Below are 18,197 nucleotides of genomic sequence, written 5' to 3'. Positions count from 1 at the left end.
CTAGACTTCTTTCCAAAAAACTTACTTCACTTATACTGACAGACATACTTAGAACTGGGGATTTTTTAACAATCGTAAAATCATGTTTCAAATAATTATAAAAAAATGAAAATAGAATTTGAGTTAGAAATGCAAGAGGCTGCTCTTATGATGGACATATTGAGAAAAGCAGCGTTTGAATCAAATAACCAAAAGGTAAGAACAGTAATTGGTAAAATAATTAATGAAATAGAATCGGATTCTAAAGTAGCTCATTTTATTCTTGGAGGAATTAGACATCTTTTTACTACAAATAACCTGACCAAAAACAAGATTTTTCCCCAATCCGATATGGAGTATGGATTAGGAATTCCAAAACCATTTTTACAGGAGCCACGAGGCTTGACTAAAATGGCCAATTTCATACTTATGCAAACAGTTAAAAAATTTAAGCCTAGTATCAGTCCTAGTAAAGTGAAGAAAATTGGAAATGCCGCAATAAAAAAATGTGTACTTGTACATGATGTAATGGTGCTAATACAAACAGCCTATGAAGGTGCTAAGTAAATTATCTTTAGTATTTTTTATGGGTCTTTCACTAAGTGGTATTGCTCAAGCTTCAAAAATTACTATAGGAAAATCAACAACAAATAGTCTAGAAAAGGCGAAACCTGCGCAACTCATAGCTACTTTTCCCCGAAATGATACCATCGATAATAATTGGCTGGTTGATGGATTTGTTGAGTATAGCAGAACGGACATTGTTAGAAATATGGAAATAGGCGTTTTTGCTGAAATACACAAGAATACATTGTTGACCAAAGAACAAGACGCTAAACAGTTTGGTTTAAACATAAAAAGAGTTTTTGCCATCGAGGAGGAGAATTGGGTTTGGTTCAATACTACCTTGAATTTAAGGCATTCCAATGACCGAGTAAAACAAGAAGAAGCCTTCCAAGGCATCTTGGCAACAACGGTACAATTGATAACTGTTAAAGACGAACGTTTAAGATTTCTCAGGGCACAGACGGCATTAATCAATGAGGAGGGAAACTTCTCAGACTATCTAAATATTAGCCATAACCACTCTTTTGGATTTGGACTCATTGGTGGAGAAGAAGATATTGTACTCTTTAATGGAAGTTTTGACCTAAACATTTTTCCCTTAAGTACGATGTTCTATAAAAAGAAAAAGAGAAAAATGGAAGGTGAAATCAAAGTTTCAGAAATAAAAGATAGTGTTCAGTCGACCAAAACCAAGGTAGCAATAGAAAAAGAAGCAAGAAGATTCGCCAATCTTTTTGTGTTGAAGGGTACCATAAAAGGTCGAGAGCTGATTTCTGGAAGCACAGATACAGATTTAAATACTTTCATTAGATTTTCTGGGGGCGTGAATTATAATTTTACCGAAGAATCGGCCATTGGGATAATGTATGGTTGGCAGACAGGAGCAGACCCTTACACCACCCTTAGCGACCAAACATTTAGTTCTATAACGGCAACCCTTAAGTTATCCTTATAACTTAAAATTGTCATATAAACCTAGATGATATTTTTTGATATCGAGTAGAAGTAAACAAAAAAAGCGGAGAATCAGTAATTTAAAGGTTAGGTGTTTAGACGGAAGAACTGGAAGCTATTGCTCAAAAATCATGTTAAATAAAGGCCTTCCCCTCATCCAGACTTCTTGCTTACGGAATAGGTTAATTTAATAAGGCTTAAAATGTTTTGTGGAAAAACCTCAAATTTTTTAAGGTTTTTACGTAATATAATTGAAATATAATTCCTTATCTTTTTCTTCCTCTTTTCTTAACGATTTACTTCCCTCTTAGTTCTAGCACGATTCCTAGAAATAGGAATTGACAACTTACATAGGTCCGATGACCTATCTAAACAACCTAATCATGACCAAAATACCTTGCAAGGTGGTGCATTGCCCTGCACTGTACTATTATTTAAATCCAAGAAGTGGAAAAGTTCAACTTTCATTCCATTTAATGACTTGGATGCTAGTATTCCTACATCACAAAAAACAATTGCTAAATACACTGAAACCAAAGAGTTTAAATTGGTTCGTCATTCACCTGTACTATTTACTAATCCTTTCTTAACACAGAATTTCTATGACACTAACCGATCATTTAATATCCTATCTATTTTCTGTCTCTTCGAATGAAGTAAAAGTTGACAAAAGGGGTTTTGATTGTCCAAATAATAAGACGGCAACCCATTTGGAAACCGTTGGAGAATCATTTCTCATTGGATATCACAATGGGATTGTTGAAAAAGAAGAAGTTTATGAATCCTTACTGCCTCCACTATATTCAGGTTTTGCCTATGAAGGTGCCGCAATGGGACTTGTACTTAGGGATTTGATGGGCTTCAACAAGTTTAAGCGAATTAATAAGTTTCTTAAGTCGAACCAAAATCATATCTACATGATCCATGTTGGAATTGGATGGGCGTTGGCAAGAGTACCCTTTACCAACATTCTGAAACAGACAGACCGATTTGATTCACTGCTAAAGGAACTCATTATTGATGGATATGGATTCCATCAAGCGTATTTCAAGACCAAAAAATATGTATTTGAGCGAAAATTTCCTACCGAACTGGGGAATCGTTTTTTACATCCTTTCCATCAAGGTGTCGGAAGGGCAATGTGGTTTGTTTATGGAGGACAGCCAGATAAAATCTCAAGGCATATTGACACCTTCAGCAAAGCATTCCAAGGCGATTTATGGGCCGGTGTGGGTTTGGCCATGGCCTATGCCGGGGGAGTGGATGAAATTATAATGGACCAATTGAAATTGGAATGTGAAAAGTACCCACTGGAAATAGGTCAAGGAGTGACATTTGCATGTAAGGCACGGTTGCGGGCTAACAACATGTGTGACCATACGGAATTGGCCGCTCAGATCTTTTGTGGAAGAACGGCCCAAGAAGCAGCTAATCTTACCGATACTTCTCTGGTTTTAGTGGATAGGTCGGGTGTATCCCCATATGCTCAATGGCGACAAGAAATAATGAACAAGCTTAAAGTAAAAACATATGAAAAAGTGGTTTAGAAACAAATTTTCTGCCCTATTGGCATTGGTAATTCTCGGAGTGTTATACATATCAGCAAGGCTGCCCTCGATGAACGCTTCAACACTGGTTTCCCTAGTGGATCAATTTAGCTTTCGGTCAGAGGTGCTGGACATTAAGGAGAAGAATATGAATACCATCAGAAGGGTCAACCCAGCCTACAAGAACATAGATGCGTGGATTTCGTCAGTGGGAGCCGCAATTAACTTTACAGATCTGGACAATAATGGCCGCTTCGATGATTTGATTTTGACAGAGGTAAGAACCAATAAGGTCTATCACATCAATAAAGATTTAGAGACTATGGGCACCTTTGATTTAAATCAACTCCCCTATAATGCAAATACAATGGCCCCAATGGGCACACTGTCGCATGATTTCAATGAAGATGGTAAAATGGACCTACTGGTCTACTATTGGGGAAGATCTGCGGTAATCTTTCTTCAGGGGGATAGAGGATTTGAGGAAAAAGAACTGGTAGCCCCTTATCAGAATTGGTTTTCGAATGCAGCAACGCTCGCAGATATCAATGGGGATGGTCATGCGGATATTTTGATTGGCAACTACTTTCCGGACCATGCGGCTGTTTTGGATTTGACGAATAGTGAATCACAATCAATGCAGCACTCCATGTCCAGAGCGGACAATGGTGGTAAGAACAGGATATTTGTCTGGAATCGGGAAGCCCAAAATGGATTTAAAGAAGAAACAGAATGGCTCGAAAATCTTGAGTATCCAAAAGATTGGACGCTTGCATTGGCTGCTGCGGACATTAATGGGGACCTTCTGCCAGATTTATATGTTTCCAATGATTTTGGACCAGACAAACTGCTTTTGAACCAATCTAATGCCGAAAAAATTTCCTTTAAACCATTAAAAGGAAAAAGAGGATTTACGGATATGGCCTCATGTGTGCTGGGTAAGGATTCGTTCAAGGGAATGGGAGCTGATTTCTCGGATATCAATGGGGACGGTTTTCTGGATATCTATGTGAGCAATATTGCCGATGAGTACGCACTTGAAGAGAGCCATTTTATATTTCTACATAACGGAACGTTCAATACGGATGGCAATGTAGCGCCTTATTCCAATGCAAGTGAGCAATTGGGTCTATCACGGAGCAGTTGGGGTTGGGACTGCAAATTCGCTGATTTCAATAACGACGGTATTAAGGAAGCGATTCAAGCTACAGGTTTTGTAAAAGGCCATACCGATCGTTGGCCGGAACTGCACGAAGTGGCAATGGGTAATGATGAGCTGCTGGCATTTCCAGGCCTATGGCACAGGATTAGCTCTGGGGATGATTTGAGCGGCTACGAACCAAATCCATTTTTTGTCAGAAATGCTGCAGGTTATTACTTTGACATCTCCACTGAATTGGGAATTGACCATCGTCAGGTGACAAGAGGACTGGCCATTTCAGATTATGATCATGATGGCGATCTTGATTTTGCTGCGGCTAATCAATGGGAGCCCTCTCGCCTTTATATCAATGAGCTTGAAGGAAATAAATCCTTTCTTGGATTGAACATCTATCAGTCTTTGACAAATATCGAGACCACTGTTGGTGAAAGAACCTTAGGTTATCCGGCGATAGGATGTCAAGTTCGGATACTTTCCATCAATGGCACTAAGCTCGGCCAAAATGAACAGCTGGTAGCCTATGTGGATGGAGGAAATGGGCATTCCGGAGTCAATAGCAAAGAGGTATATTTTGGATTTCCTGGACTGAAATTCGATGATAGGATACGGGTGGAACTGCGTTGGCGTGACAGACAGGGAGAGGTGTTGGAGGAGATATTAACATTAAATCCAGGATGGAATTTTGTTAACCTTAAAAGCAATAATCATGCAGAACAATAGAATTAAAGCCCTTCAACGATTCGCATTAGCCATATCTGTTTTGAACATTGCCGGATTCACTTTTTTGGGATTCGAGCAATCGTATGCCCATCCAATACTATCCCTAGCCACGGCTTATTTTTTGGAAATTCTTTTTGAGATAATCGAAGCCAAGAACCAAGGTCGGGATTTTAAATTTGCCGGTGGCGCCAAAAAATTCATCAACTTTTTGTTGCCTGCTCACATCACAGCTCTTGCCGTGGCAATGCTACTTTATACAAATCAGCAATTTGAAGTCCAAATTTTTGCAACGGCTTTTGCCATTTTAACGAAGTACTTGTTCAGGGTAAGGATAAATAACCGACACCGTCATTTTCTTAATCCGTCCAATGCGGGCATTGCTATTACTTTAATCCTTTTTCCATGGGTAGGTATTTCACCTCCATATATGTTCACAGAGAATTTTCATGGTTTGGCAGACTGGATATTTCCAGGGGTTCTTTCAATTTTAGGATTCCTTCTCAATTATAAATTCACCAAGAAAACACCACTTATTCTCGCATGGTTAATCGGTTTTGTCCTTCAGGCATGGTTTAGAAGTATTTTGTTTGACACCCATTTTGTTTCTGGGCTTTTACCAATGACGGGACTAGCATTTCTACTATTCACATTCTATATGATTTCAGATCCCGGAACGACTCCTTCCTCAAAAAAGGGACAGATTTTATTCGGTGCCTCTGTTGCACTTGCATATGGCGTATTAATGGCTCTTCATATAGTTTTCGGGTTGTTCTTCGCTCTTTTGGCTGTATGCCTTATCCGTGGTTGTTGGATAGTAATCTCAAATCTGTTTGAAGAAAAAACCGAACAAAAAAATAGTGAAATAGAGATTTTCAAACCCCAGGAAGTTAGGTAAAGGATGAAAAGAGAAGTCGCTATCATTGGCATGGAATGCATCTATCCCGGTGCAGACAATTATCTTCAACTATGGGAGAACATTAAATATGGCCGTAAGGCATTCAGGAAAATGCCTCAGGAACGTATGAATCACAATTACTTTTCAGAATCGGTCGATGGTATCTATCAAGACAATGCAGGACTCATATGCAACTATCACTTTGATCGCGAAAAGTTCAAAATTCCATTGGAAACCTTCGAATCCACCGATTTCTGCCATTGGATGGCCTTAGATATTGCATATAAGGCTCTTGCGGATTCGGGTGTTCATTTGGATGAGACGCTCAGAAAATCAACCGCGGTCTTTGTGGGCAATTCCCTTACGGGCGAACAGACTAGATCCAATCTGATGCGATTGAGATGGCCTTATGTCTTCGAGGTGCTGAATGATGAACTGAAAAATCTAGAATGGTCAGAGGATAGAAAAAAGGAATTCTTGGAGGCCATAGAAAAGAAATATAAATCCCCATTTCCCGAGATGAAAGAGGATTCACTTGCAGGTGGTCTTTCGAATACCATTGCGGGCAGAATCTGTAATTACTTTGATTTTAACGGAGGGGGATATACTACCGACGGGGCATGTGGGTCGTCATTACTTTCTCTGGTAACTGCTGTTAAGGACATCCAACAGGGGCATATCGATATGGCACTCGCGGGAGGGGTAGATATCAGTCTCGATCCATTTGAACTGGTTGGGTTTTCAAGAGCCGGTGCCTTGACCCAATCATCAATGCAGGTGTTTTCAAAAGCTTCCAAAGGATTTATTCCAGGCGAGGGATGCGGTTTCGTAGTGCTTATGGAAGCTAATTTGGCTCGAAGTAAAAATCTGGAGATTTATTCACTGGTGAACGGCTATGGTTTGAGCTCCGATGGAGCCGGTGGTTTGACACGACCAAAAGCGGAAACACAAGTAATGGCTATCTCAAAGGCCTACCCTGGAGATTCGATTAAAAACCTCAAGTATGTAGAGGCCCATGGAACTGGAACAGTGATAGGAGATAAAACAGAGTTGAGTGCGCTGATAAATATTATAGGACAAAAAACCAATGATAAGGTAAGGGTAGGGGCGCTTAAGGAATTGATCGGACACAGTAAAGCGGCCTCGGGGGTTGCCGGGTTTATTAAGGCCGTTCTCGTTACGAAGAACAGGTTCATACCCGCCCAGTCCACAAATAAGGACAAGCACGAACTTTTGACGGGTTCCCGACCATTGGATATTGCGGCATTCCATGAAAGAATCCTTGAAAAGGATTTTGTGACTGGGGTTAGCGCCTTTGGTTTCGGTGGGTTGAATGTACATGTTTCGCTAAAGAACAATAGCAATGTGGAAGAAGTGGCAACGACCGTGGAAATTCCCCGCTATCAAGATTGTGAGCTGATGTTGTTTGCCGGAAAAGATATGAAGGACCTGCAAGAACAGGTTGCGGAAGTCCTGGAATATGCAAAAGGACTTTCAATTGCCGATGTAACGGATCTGGGTCATCATCTGTATCAAAAATTGGACAGGTCCGCTCCTGTCAGGCTTGCACTAATTGCATCCAACGGTGGGGAATTGGCAGAACGATTGGGAACTTGGTTGGAGTATAGCGATGAACCATCGGGCAAACTGCCCTATATGAGTTGGAGCGAGACCAAAAAGGATATGAGCATCGGTTATCTATTTCCTGGACAGGGCTCAAAAAATGTAATCCAACTGCCTATCTACAGGAATCGATATGCGTGTATCGAAGAAATTATCACTTCTTTTGATTTACCTGATTCACCCGATTCTTCCGATGCCGCAATTGTTCAGCCCACTATTGTTAGGAATTCAGCAATCGCCCTTTCCATTCTCGATGATTGCAATATCACAGCTAAGGTGGGCTTAGGTCACAGTCTTGGTGAACTGTCCGCACTCTATTGGTCAGGGACAATTTCGGTGGAACAATTGAAACACCTGGCTCAAAGGCGCGGGGCCATAATGAAAACGCATTGCAATAGCGGGGGGACTATGTACAGTATTGAGGCCAATGAAAAGGAAGTATTGGGCCTCATAAATGGCTATAAGGTGGATATCGCTTGCAAGAACAGCACCCATCAAACAGTGGTTGCCGGGCCGGAGGAAGAACTGTTAAAAATGGTTGCGGATCAAGAGACTTATCGCTATACCCCGCTAAAGGTTACCCATCCGTTTCATTCACGGCTGATGAATCCCGGGGTGGATTATTTCAAAGCATATGTCTCACAGTTGTCGATAAACAACCCATCTAAAAAGGTCCAATCTCCAACCTCTGGTAGAACCCTTAAAAATGCGGATGAGATTCGAAAGATGCTCACCGATCAGTTTACCAATCCGGTCAATTTTTATGATACTATGGAAGGGATAGATGATCAAATTGACCTTTGGGTCGAAGTGGGAAGTGGCACAACCTTGAGCGGTATAGCCGCAAAGAATACCGATAAACCAATATTTGCTGTCGATCTTTTCAATTCGATGCGCGGCATACTGGATTTGATGGGATATTTGTTTGTCCATCAGAGCAAGGTAAACATCGATACTTTGTTCAAGGGAAGGTTCTTTAGGGAATTCCCAACACCTTATTCTCCATCATTCATTACAAATCCTTGCGAATCCTTGGGCAATCATTATGATATGGAAATCAAGGAAGAAAAGGTCGAATGCAGCCTGAAGAAGGTTGGTAGATTCCAAAAGATGCTGCCTTTGGATGCCTTGAGAAAAGTAGTGGCAAATAAACTGGACCTTCCCCTAAGTGCAATTGCCCCAGAATCGCGAATGCTTGACGACCTTCATCTTAATTCTATTGTAGTGGCAAACTTATTGTCTGAAGTGATGCTGGACCATGGCTACTCCATGAGGGGAAATCCGACCGAGTTTTCAAACGCTTCCATCGCGGAAATCGCAAGTTCATTAGAATACTTGGAAAATGAAGACCAAAGGTCAAATAAGGGATTTCATTGGATTCGCGCCTTTGAACCGACTTGGAAACCCAAGGCAATTGAAAGCCGAAATGCCCAGATTTCCATAGCCTGGGAACAACTCTTGAAGGTACCAATCGTATTCGATCCTGGACATGACATTTTAATGGTCCAATTCAGGGAATGCGATGAAGAAAGGGCACTGCAACGGTTGGATGAAATGGTCAAGCTCGTCAAGGAAAATATTCCTGGGCAGCTAGTCCTCGTTCAAGATAAAAATTGGGCCAGTGGTTGGGCAAAGAGCTATTTTCAAGAGCATGGCTCCACCCAGACCTTAGTAGTGGAAATAGATAATACAGTGAATCTTGTTGAGATATTGGACAGGGAGATGGCTGCGTTGAAGGGGTTTACTTCAGTTAAGTATGCGAATAGGGTTCGGTATGAGCAATTTCTCAATCATATAGAGCTGGACAGCTCCCAAGGCTCAATCATGCCGAGCGACCTCGTTTTGGCAGTTGGCGGGGCAAAGGGCATTACTGCGGAATGTGCAATTGAATTAGCGAAAAAGTACAGGAACAAGACAGTGATCTTAGGAAGGTCAAAACCCTTCGATAACGCGGTGACTGCCATTCTCGATCGCTATACCAAGCTTGGACTGGACTGCCGTTACTATTCTTGTGACATAAGTTCTTGGGAAAATTATGCTCCTGTGCTCAAGGCGATACAGCACGATATAGGTCCTGTCAATTATCTATTGCATGGTGCGGGTACCAATACCCCAGTCCCATTTACAAACTTGACCCTTGAGCATTTAGGGCGAACACTGTCTCCCAAGTACGAAGGTTTAAAGAATTTGCTCAATGGGGACTATCCGGAATTGAAAGCTGTGGTCACTTTTGGTTCTATCATTGAGTATTCCGGAATGAAGGGCAATGCAGATTATGCATTGGCAAACGGATTGATGAACAATAGGCTTCAAGAATACGCCCGATCAAGCGGAGTGCGATGCCTAAATATTGCTTGGTCGGTTTGGAGCGGAACTGGAATGGGGGATCGGCTGGGGGTTTTAAATACGATGCGGCGTCAGGATATTCAACCCATAGGCGTGGAAGAAGGAACCTCTTGGTTCATCGATTGTATTGATGCTGGGCTTGAAAATTCTGTGGTAATCACGGGAAAATTCGGGACCAATGATACACTTCGGCAATCAAAAGGTGATTTGCCCAAACTCCACTTTCTGTCTGATCTGGTAGCGTGGTATCCCGAGGTTGAACTTATTGCGGAAATTGATTTAGATATCGGGGAGCATTTGTACCTAAAGCACCACGTCATCAATGATACCTGTGTGCTGCCCACAGTGATTGCGGTCGAGGCAATGGTCGAAGCCGCAAGGGTGCTGTCCGGTGTAGTTTCGACATGTTCCATTGAAGATCTTCAGTTGAACCAGCCTGTCATTATTCCCGAACAAGGACAAAAAATTGTGCTCAATGCGCTCAAAGAAGGAGATGAGATCACGATAACACTTGTAAACCCAATAACCCAGGTCAAATATATGCAGGCCTCTATTTATATGGGGAAACCCCGAACTAAGCCAATTCCAGAGTATCCGGGTACCATGGAGCTCGATGCAGGGGAAGTATACGATGCCCTGCTCTTTCACAGTGGCCATTTCAATTGCTTGAAAGCATATCATTACTTGACCCCTTATGCAGCGGTTGCTTCCGTGTCCCTCCCAACCGAAAAGTGGCTCAAGAGCAGACCCGAAATCGACTTCATAATTGGAAATCCGGGCGTAAATGATGCCATGCTACACATGGTGCAGGCCTGTGTGCCGCATCACGATCTTCTGCCACATTCCATAGGAAAAATTGTGGTTGAAAAAATAGCACAACGTTCCGAAGCACTTCGTATTCATGCCACTGAAAATTTTCACGAAAAGGATATTTACAGCTATGATATTTCCTTGGTTACAACACAAGGGGAAATTTTGGTCCAATACCAAGACGCGCGGTTCAAGGTAGTGAAGTCTGAACCCAATACCTATCCGATTTTGACCGAAAGTTTAGTCCCCATTTCACTGTCCAGAATCGCGGGAGAGCAAAGCTTGAAGGGAATGGAGTTCCTTTTGAAAACTGAAATTCCAAAAGTCTCCCATCGAGGGGATGGGAAACCGATGGTCGATAAGGGATATATTTCCATATCACATTGTGATGATCTGGATCTTGCCGTTAGGTTTTCAAGGAATATAGGATGCGATATAGAAAAAGTGGTCAGTCGACCAACGGCGATTTGGAAAAGGATGTTGAAGGGTTTTGACCATAAGTCTCCACTTACAGAGGATATCGATGTCCATTTCACCAGAATGTGGACCATTGCCGAAAGCCTAAGAAAAATGGGACAAATCAACCTGCCGGATGTGGAGTTTCAGACCACAGGGGATTCAGGGGCCTTACTATACAGGACCAAGACCGTAAATATGGTTTCGTGGGTGTTTCGTAACTACCGCAACGGCCAGTTGTATGCCTTAGCATTTGCTGTGGAATTGCCTCCAAAACCAGAACCATTTAAATATCGGCATATGGTTTCCTTTGAAGAGACCAATCTGGTGGGCAATGTATACTTCAGCAATTTTATCAAATGGCAGGGACTGTGCCGTGAAGCTTTTTTACACAAGCATTTAAATTTGGTTGCTGATGAATCGACCAACAAAGTACCCATTTCCAGCCTGTTGGGTTCCGGTAAGCTAGCCCTGGTGACACTAAATACGTCGTGCAATTATTTCAAGGAACTAAAGGCATTTGACAACATCAATATCCATTTGCTTCTCGAAGGAATTGAGGGCAATAGGATAAAAATGAAATTCCGCTATTATTTGGAAGGCGGAGATGCAAAAGAAGAATTGGTTGCGGAAGGAAAACAGGAGATTGCTTGTATGGAACGCAACGATCAAGGAGGTATGGATGAATATAGAGATCGGATTCCATTGGAATTGGTTTCAGCTTTAGAACCCTTTGCTTATGAATAGTATGGACGAAAATTCAAACAGAATACTCGAAATGCCCCCTAAATTAGAATACCTCATCGATAATTTGGATACTCAGGGGAAACAGCGCTTGATACATAAGTTCAAAAGGATTTTGATTGAATGGGACTTTATCGAAAAAAACAAGGCAAGTTTCGAGCAACTTTCCAATAGAGAAATAGAGGTCATTATACTTGTGGTGAACGGAAAAAGCAATCCGGAAATAGCAAAAGCCCTTTTCCTAAGCAGACGGACCATTGAACAACACCGAAAAAACATTAATAGAAAACTACAGATTTCAAGGGTAACCGAGTTGAACAAATTTGCATATGCGTTTAACTTGGTGTAGTGTAATATAATCATCCATAAATGCCCAAGCTTGGGTATTGAATCGGTGTTTTTTAATGTTTAATTTTAAGTGCAATCACCACTAAATCAAAACATTACTATGGAACCTTCTAAATTGAGCGAGTACATTGACCAGCACCGAAATGATGTTTCAAAATTTAATCCATCGGGAGCCATTTATTTTATGGACGGGTATTCCGACGCGACTTTGATTATTAAAAAATCTGGAGAGCGATTACATTTTAAATTTTGGGATAGAAATACTTCAATATCGGCTACGGCACCGATGTTGTACAATAAAACAGAATTGGAAAAAGGAATTTACATTCCGGTTCCACCGCCTTTGGAGGCCACTGCCTTCCTGCCCAATAATACCCCAGACCGATACAAGCAAGATACCACTATGCACTTAATGCAGGTTATTAGCATGAATATGTTAGATAAGGATACTAAATGCAAATTGTTAATAGGTTTACCATATGCTGAACAATTCCCCGAGATATTTTATGATTCATCTTTGTTTGAAGATGCTTCGAAGGATGCTTCCAGTTACGGTATTGTGCAGTCTTTGACGCAATTTGTAAATCCAGTGACGAAAAAAAAAGAAGTTGATTCTAATGGATATCCTGCTCGTAGTATGTTCGGTATTTACCACATCATCGAAACCCATGCTGGGACATTTTTTAATAAACGAGCTACGCAAATGGAATTACAACCAGGAGATGACGGCAAGTTAGCGAGGAATTTACCCCCTATTCCTTTCAACTATAACTTAATAAACGGCCCTATTGAACTATTTGATGTTAAAGACCCTAAGGGTCCCCCGGTAGCAGATTTGGTTGCAGCACACCACAATGATGCTGGGCCGGCAACACTGGTTAACGATGCATGGCCATATCGTAGTATTGATGTCAATAGTATAGACAAAGTCAAGCACAAAAAGCGAAACGGTTAACAATTAAACATTCGGAGTCATTTGGTCATTTACAACATGGGAATCATTTATATGTAAGTGGAATACCTATTCCGGGAAAGATGCGTTATCTGGCTTAGGCACAATAAATATTGTTTTCAGTGATAGAAAAGACTTAGATATAACACTACATTTTGATAAAGATGGGGTAGTAGCTCAAAATTCTTATCAGGCCAGCAGCCCGCTGTTCGCAGCTACTTTCAAAATCTGGTCCAAATTTGTTGCAGGTAAAATCTCTGCTTCTGAAGGTGTCTTAACAGGACAAATTGAGTTTGAAGGTAAATTTGGCGCAATAGCACCCTATTCATTGGCCTTTAATGAGCTATCAACAGTTTTGAGACCTTTAGTCTAGACTATTGTAGTTTATTTGGGTGGTATTTTACCATAAACAACACCATATTCAAGATAAAATTTCAATAAAGTTAATGCTTCTCCCCACCCTACTGCACATTCAATGAGGGCCTTAAAATCTTTTTTGCTATTTGAATAGCCAGATTCCTCTAATTCAAGTACTGTCCCATGAGAATGTGCATTTAAGGTAAAAATAACGCTGGTCATCGATTCACCTGGCCTCCACGTAAAACCAAATGAATGTGGAGGGTCCCAAACAATAATTTTACCACCATCTTTCACATCTAAATGATCTACACCAAAGTCTTTCCATATGAATTCAACTTCATCTCCAATTTTTTTACCAATTGAGCATTCCGTGGTGAACCATATGTTCCATATCTCACTATTAGTAAGTTTAGAAAAGATGTCTTCAGGAGAAAGCGGGATATATACCTTATGACTTATTTTCATTGTATTTTTTTTTAATTATAGCACTCCCTTAAAATACCCAAGCTTGGGTATTGAAAATAATAGACTTTTTGGCTTTCTTCCAAAAGTTTTAAACCATTAAATATTCAAATGGAAATTACAGAATTAAATATTGGTGGGAGTTCTCCTTTCGCTAGCATAGGGTTAAACAGAACGGACGTTTTCGATCCTTCGGAGAATATTAAATTTGTTAACCCCCCATCCTTTGGGATAGACAGGTACGATAGAAGAAAAGATTTTGTACTTAGGGAATCAATTTTCGACCATGAATCACCTCTTGAAAGAGAACGGGCCATATGGGAATATGCCGATCGCCATACCACTAATTCGTTAGATATACTTTCAGAAGTCTTAGCCAAAGAACCAAATCCAGCTATAAGGAACACAACACTTTGGGCGATTCAAAAATACTGCCAAAATAGAGGGCTGGACTCCATATATGAAGCCCTTAGTGATGAACATGAAGAGGTTAGATCGTGGGCCAATTTATTGATTTGGGAAATTACGGGACAAACAGTATTGAATGATCAACGCCCAAAATCATTCAATGAAGAAAATCCATTTGATCAAACTTTACCGCTGCAAATAGCCGGTTATGCTCGTACTTTGGTTCCTGGTGTCGGTTGGATTCAAGCTACTCTTTCTCCTATGTGGTTTGAATCCATAATGGGTCGTGTGATGGCTTGTACAAATCAGGAAACCTTCGATGATAAATTAATAATTGAAAAAAAAGTCGATGATTTTTATGATGACGGGTTAGATTACTTTGAGATATATGAATTCTCCGGACATACCATTCGAGTGAATGAAAATATTAAGTATCACACCTACTCAGGTCAAAGCAAACATAATTTTTTCCCATCGGGTAAAGTAGGTCTAGTTAATCAAGAACCACCATGTAAAGATATGACTGTGGCGGTAAAAAGATCTGCTGCAACATATTCTGAGCCTTTTGAAGAAGATCCTTCAAAAAAAATAGTCAAATCTGTAAGAGGGATTTATTCAGGGGATGCTTACATAAATACGGAATACCTCATGAGCAATCATATGAAATTAGGGAAAGGTGAAGTTCAATTAACTGATATTTTTCATCCGGTTGGCTCAAAGTATACCAATACATATTTGTTCGGAACATTTAAGGGTAAATTGTCGGATCTTAATGATTCGGGAAGACTTGATGTAAATACCGAACCATGTCATGGTACGAAGAATGGGGAACTCGATTATCATTTGATTGGTAAAAAGAGTAACGACCCACATGACATCTTTTAGCTAATTCCAATACTGATTATATTAAAATGAAAGACATAGAAAATTTTGGGAAAGATTTATCGGACTTCTTAAGAGGTTTTCTTGGGGAATCCTATAATAACTATGAATCTGACGGAGACAGTATTGATTACAGTAAAGGATTTCCCAAAGACTATGAAATTTGGGGAGACTTTAACAATGCGGCAGTTTTGCAATCTGGCCACCTTTTGGTAGTACATCTTACTACCAATAGATGTTATATGGTCAATCCCGAAAATGGCGAAGTTACTTTTTTGTTTAGTCTAAACTGGGGACCTAAAACTTTTTTTTGGAGAGCAATTGCAAATCCAAATGGTAATATCTACTGCACGGTTTCAGGTACAATCAGTTCGATGTCAGGAAAAATTCCCCCAGGTTATCATGCACCAGGCGCCAAATTTCGATATTGGGGTGCGATATTAGAAGTGAATGTAAGGGATGGTAGTATAAAAGTAATAGGTGAAACTAAGGTTCCGGGTAAAGGTGAAATTTTAGACCCACATGGTTTTCAGATTTTAAAAAACGGCAATCTACTTATTTGTGATTATCAAGGTTTCGGAAGTGGTGGATGTATTTATGAATTGGACTTGCACGGAAATCTTGAAGTAATTCACCGTACTGGAAGCACTCCTGTAAATGCATTTTTTGATGATGGCATAATATGGATTGCAAATGCCAAAATGGATACTAATGATGGCGAAATAATAAAATTTGATACAAATACGGGAAAGGAAGAGGTTTTTGTTCCCGCTAGAGGTTTTGATGAAGGATGTGTAGTTGGGATATCTGCTAGCAATAATAGTAATGAACTTATTCTTTATAGGTGCGCCTGGCCAAACCTAAATGGCAAAAGTGGCATTTCTATATTGAACAAAGAAAGTGGAATTGTTGAGGATATTATTGAATCTTCAGTTGAAGACCCAATGTTTCCCAATACAACCGGAGCCGTTAAAGATAATATTCTATGGTATGGTGAATGTGTAAAGAAAGAAATAATTGGATTTGATTTGAAAAAAAGAAAGATTCACAAAAAAATAGATTTTAAGAATATTGCTGGAGGATGGAATGGCATGATCGATTCTTACGATAGTATAGAAAGTATTTCCATAATCCCTTCTAAAATTGGGCAGATTTAATGAGTAGCCAAACATTTGAATTTGGTAAAAACTTTAGAAACTTTCTAAAAGGAATACTTAATTCTCCTAAACAATCCGTTCATGTAGATTTTAAATTAGATGATAATGAGATACAAGGAAACATTTTTGGTTTTAATAAACCTTTTCAAGTATTGCTCAAGGTTATGTTTAATGAAGATTTAGCTTCTTCAGAATCAGTTCTCAAGAATATATCAGAAAAACTGACAAGCATCAAAAATGTTAAATCTTACCGCAAGAAACGCAGGTCAAATCCTGAGTTAATAAGTTCTGAAGTTTGGGCTAATGCAGGATTTGAAATAGATAAGGAGAATCCCGATAAATTTGATCGTAAAAAAATTCTAATTATACTTTCATCAGATAGAAAAGAAGTTTTAGAAAAGGAGTTAGAAAATCTTAAGAAAGAATTTGAGAGACTTCCAGCTGAACTGAAAATATCCCCAATGGGTCAAAGACTTCCAGGCAATAAGGAGCATTTTGGGTTCAAAGACGGAATCTCTCAACCTTTTGTACCTGGATTAACAAAAAAAAAGAATCTGGTAGGCTATGGAGAATTACCTAATTTACCAGGTGATTATATTTTCGGATATCCATCCTCTAGAGAAGAGGACCAAACACCTTTTTTTGGTTCATTAGCTTCAAAAAATGGTAGTCTTTTGGTATACCTTCAATTAAAGCAGAATACAAAGGAATTTGATGAATATTTGACAAGGGCAGTAATTGAACTTAAAAAGAAGTATTCAGATTTAAAGATTAGTAAAGGTTGGTTAGCTGCTAAGCTTATGGGGCGTTGGAAGGATGGCACACCTATAGAGCAAACTGAATCAGAAAACAAATATGGTCTAGGATGCCCTTTCTCAAGCCATATTCATAAGGCATATCCGCGAAGAAAACTGAATACTATACCAATAACCAAATCTAGAATATTAAGAAGAGGCATCCCTTATGGAGATTCTCAGGATAAAAAGGCAGAAAAGGGTCTGTTGTTTATTTGTTATCAGACATCTTTAAAAAGTCAATTTGAATTTATTTATGGAAATATGTTAGATTCTGATTTCCCTTTACCTAATTCCGGATTCGATCCTTTTGGGCCCAAGAATTCGCGTTTGGGCAATACAACTATATTCACTTTACCTTTGAGAAATCAAGATGGTACTATTGTACATGAATTACTGGAAATACCGAAATTTGTTGAACTCATAACCGGTGGATACTTTTTTATGCCATCAATTTCCTATTTCAATTCAATCATAAATACGTTTGGTGAAAAATAGCATTGAAATAACAGATAATTTTTCCGTAAATCAAGAAATTCTATGGGTGTATTTGACAGACAAGTCAAAAATAGGGTTATGGTGGGATGACCGTATCGAACTGCAACCATGGGTGGGGGGTGATTTTATAGAACCGTGGGAAAATGATGCAGGTCAGACAATTATGACCCAAGGCAAGGTCTTGGCCATTGTCCCCCCCAAGCGATTGCTACTGTCGTGGACGGATGAAAATTGGGATTTTGAAACGATAGTGGAATTCAATCTTGTCGCGACCTCCAATGGCACCACGTTGTCAGTTGTCCATTCAGGATTTGAAAACGCCCCAAAAGACCGCCAAAAACCTATTCTGGATGATCTCGAATCGGGATGGAAATACTTGTTAAACAAACTCAAGGAACAAATCTAGGATTTTGTAGTTATATGCATAATCCCTTCAATATTCGGACAGCCCTTATTGTTTATCACCTTTTAAGAATATTTATCCAACTAGCTTCTCTTAAGTTTAAACTTATTAGTGAAAATGATTTTGGAAT

The 18,197-nt window shown here is 39.8% G+C and carries 13 protein-coding genes; 12 read left to right on the top strand and 1 reads right to left on the bottom strand.

Going from position 1 to position 18,197, the window contains the following annotated elements; all coding sequences use genetic code 11:
- The first annotated feature begins 105 nt into the window (after window positions 1-105).
- The 8 genes from ACSLUF_RS12845 (at window position 106) to ACSLUF_RS12810 (ending at window position 13,106) form a co-directional block, all read left to right on the top strand.
- Window positions 106-546 carry a hypothetical protein gene (locus tag ACSLUF_RS12845; RefSeq protein ID WP_435623187.1) on the top strand — a complete coding sequence of 147 codons (441 nt, stop codon included), beginning with the start codon at window positions 106-108 and terminating at the stop codon, window positions 544-546.
- A complete protein-coding gene (locus ACSLUF_RS12840; RefSeq protein ID WP_435623186.1) occupies window positions 530-1,501 on the top strand; it encodes a hypothetical protein in 972 nt (323 codons plus the stop codon). Before ACSLUF_RS12845 ends, ACSLUF_RS12840 begins: the two co-directional genes overlap by 17 nt.
- Before the next feature lie 601 nt (window positions 1,502-2,102).
- Complete coding sequence (locus ACSLUF_RS12835) at window positions 2,103-3,047, top strand: DUF1702 family protein (RefSeq protein WP_435623185.1); 945 nt, start codon at window positions 2,103-2,105, stop codon at window positions 3,045-3,047.
- Entirely contained in the window at window positions 3,031-4,929 is a 1,899-nt protein-coding gene (locus ACSLUF_RS12830) for an FG-GAP repeat domain-containing protein (protein WP_435623184.1), read from the top strand. Before ACSLUF_RS12835 ends, ACSLUF_RS12830 begins: the two co-directional genes overlap by 17 nt.
- Window positions 4,916-5,824 carry a hypothetical protein gene (locus tag ACSLUF_RS12825; RefSeq protein WP_435623183.1) on the top strand — a complete coding sequence of 303 codons (909 nt, stop codon included), beginning with the start codon at window positions 4,916-4,918 and terminating at the stop codon, window positions 5,822-5,824. The genes ACSLUF_RS12830 and ACSLUF_RS12825 overlap by 14 nt, the downstream gene beginning before the upstream one ends.
- A 3-nt stretch (window positions 5,825-5,827) precedes the next feature.
- On the top strand, window positions 5,828-11,806 hold the full coding sequence (locus tag ACSLUF_RS12820; RefSeq protein WP_435623182.1) for an SDR family NAD(P)-dependent oxidoreductase: 5,979 nt from the start codon (window positions 5,828-5,830) through the stop codon (window positions 11,804-11,806).
- Between the two features lie 31 nt (window positions 11,807-11,837).
- Window positions 11,838-12,152: a response regulator transcription factor gene (locus ACSLUF_RS12815; RefSeq protein WP_435623181.1), complete on the top strand. Its 315-nt coding sequence runs from the start codon at window positions 11,838-11,840 to the stop codon at window positions 12,150-12,152.
- Window positions 12,153-12,251: 99 nt separating this feature from the next.
- Window positions 12,252-13,106: a hypothetical protein gene (locus ACSLUF_RS12810; protein WP_435623180.1), complete on the top strand. Its 855-nt coding sequence runs from the start codon at window positions 12,252-12,254 to the stop codon at window positions 13,104-13,106.
- Window positions 13,107-13,487: 381 nt separating this feature from the next.
- On the opposite strand, the gene ACSLUF_RS12805 is transcribed toward ACSLUF_RS12810, so the two are convergent.
- Entirely contained in the window at window positions 13,488-13,928 is a 441-nt protein-coding gene (locus ACSLUF_RS12805; protein ID WP_435623179.1) for an SRPBCC family protein, read from the bottom strand.
- 108 nt (window positions 13,929-14,036) lie between these two features.
- On the opposite strand from ACSLUF_RS12805, the gene ACSLUF_RS12800 reads away from it, so the two are divergent.
- The 4 genes from ACSLUF_RS12800 to ACSLUF_RS12785 are packed head-to-tail and all read left to right on the top strand — an operon-like array spanning window position 14,037 to window position 18,070.
- Window positions 14,037-15,218 (top strand): HEAT repeat domain-containing protein, encoded by a 1,182-nt coding sequence (locus tag ACSLUF_RS12800; protein ID WP_435623178.1) that lies wholly within the window; start codon window positions 14,037-14,039, stop codon window positions 15,216-15,218.
- A gap of 26 nt (window positions 15,219-15,244) precedes the next feature.
- Window positions 15,245-16,372 (top strand): hypothetical protein, encoded by a 1,128-nt coding sequence (locus ACSLUF_RS12795; RefSeq protein WP_435623177.1) that lies wholly within the window; start codon window positions 15,245-15,247, stop codon window positions 16,370-16,372.
- Window positions 16,372-17,664, top strand: a complete 1,293-nt coding sequence (locus ACSLUF_RS12790; RefSeq protein ID WP_435623176.1) for a Dyp-type peroxidase — start codon at window positions 16,372-16,374, stop codon at window positions 17,662-17,664. The genes ACSLUF_RS12795 and ACSLUF_RS12790 overlap by 1 nt, the downstream gene beginning before the upstream one ends.
- Window positions 17,654-18,070 carry an SRPBCC family protein gene (locus ACSLUF_RS12785; protein ID WP_435623175.1) on the top strand — a complete coding sequence of 139 codons (417 nt, stop codon included), beginning with the start codon at window positions 17,654-17,656 and terminating at the stop codon, window positions 18,068-18,070. The genes ACSLUF_RS12790 and ACSLUF_RS12785 overlap by 11 nt, the downstream gene beginning before the upstream one ends.
- The last annotated feature ends 127 nt before the right edge of the window (window positions 18,071-18,197 follow it).

This window comes from Flagellimonas sp., from assembly GCF_965601775.1.
Classification (GTDB): domain Bacteria; phylum Bacteroidota; class Bacteroidia; order Flavobacteriales; family Flavobacteriaceae; genus Flagellimonas.
Note: the sequence above shows the minus strand (reverse complement) of the source record. Positions and strands in the feature narration are given on the sequence as shown.